Source organism: Moorella mulderi DSM 14980 (genome assembly GCF_001594015.1).
Taxonomy (GTDB): Bacteria; Bacillota; DSM-521; order Neomoorellales; family Neomoorellaceae; genus Neomoorella; species Neomoorella mulderi.
Map to the genome: position 1 here is coordinate 1 of NZ_LTBC01000068.1, position 551 is coordinate 551.

The window sequence follows — 551 nt, forward strand, 5'->3', positions numbered from 1 at the left end:
GATTCGAGTATGTCGTCAAAGGCCTTGACCGTATTTTCTACATTCTCCAGCTGTGCGACTACCTGCTTGCTGACTTCCTCTGAAGTATGCACTACTTCATTGGTCTCCGAACCGATAGTGTTCAACAGCACCTTTATCTTATCCGACGAAGCGCTGGACTGCTCGGCCAGCTTGCGGACCTCCTCCGCCACCACCGCGAAGCCGCGGCCAGCTTCCCCTGCCCGTGCCGCCTCAATGGCCGCGTTCAGGGCAAGAAGATTCGTCTGTTCCGCTATCCCGTTGATCACTTCCAGGATCTCGCCTATCTGGTTTACGGAACCGCTCAAGCTCGTCAACCTCTCAGCAACCACCTTGAAGGCCTCGTGAACACCCTTGATGGAGGCAATAAGGACGTCCAGCTCTTTCTTGCCTACACCGGCCAGACTGGAGGTCTCTTCGCTGTTGGCTTTAACTTGCCCGAGTTCGGTATAGACTTTCTCCAGGCTTGAGGTTATGTTCTCGATGAGGCCGAGTATCTCCTGCAGGTGGTTCGATTGTTCCCCTGCCCCCGC

General features: G+C 55.4%; 1 protein-coding gene. It reads right to left on the reverse strand.

Annotated features, from left to right (window positions below; genetic code table 11):
- On the reverse strand, positions 1-551 hold a 551-nt coding region (locus MOMUL_RS15285; protein ID WP_236713142.1), incomplete at both ends, for a methyl-accepting chemotaxis protein.